Annotated in this window: 1 protein-coding gene; it reads right to left on the reverse strand. The window is 52.2% G+C overall.

Going from position 1 to position 416, the window contains the following annotated elements; all coding sequences use genetic code 11:
- The coding region (locus tag RZA33_RS19370) for an IS630 family transposase (protein ID WP_317509480.1) at nucleotides 1-416 on the reverse strand (416 nt) is incomplete at both ends.

Raw genomic sequence — 416 nt, forward strand, 5'->3', positions numbered from 1 at the left:
CACACTTTGTTGACCGCTTCACAGAGCCTGTTAAAGGATCCATAGGCGGTTAGCGGCAGCCACCGGTACTTGATCTCACGCCACAAGATTTCAATCAGATTCAGTTCAGGCGAGTAAGGTGGCAGGTAAACCAAATGGACGCGATGTGCCATCCAATCGACAATCCTACGTCTGAATGCCTTGGAGCAATGCATACTGGCATTATCCAGGACAATGACCACATACGTATCCGGATCCTTTTGCGCCACGAACTGATCGAACGCTTCGATCACAATGTCGGTCGTGACCGTCTCCGTCGTCGTGTGGTAGAAAAACTGACCTTGGCGACTCAGAAATCCCAACACATTTAACCGCTTGCTGTGGGGGTAGGACGGTATCTCCCAGGCTTTGCCAATCGGCCCCCAGGCGTAGGGAAG

It is taken from the genome of Halovibrio sp. HP20-59 (assembly GCF_033052795.2).
In the GTDB taxonomy this organism is placed as follows: domain Bacteria; phylum Pseudomonadota; class Gammaproteobacteria; order Pseudomonadales; family Halomonadaceae; genus Vreelandella.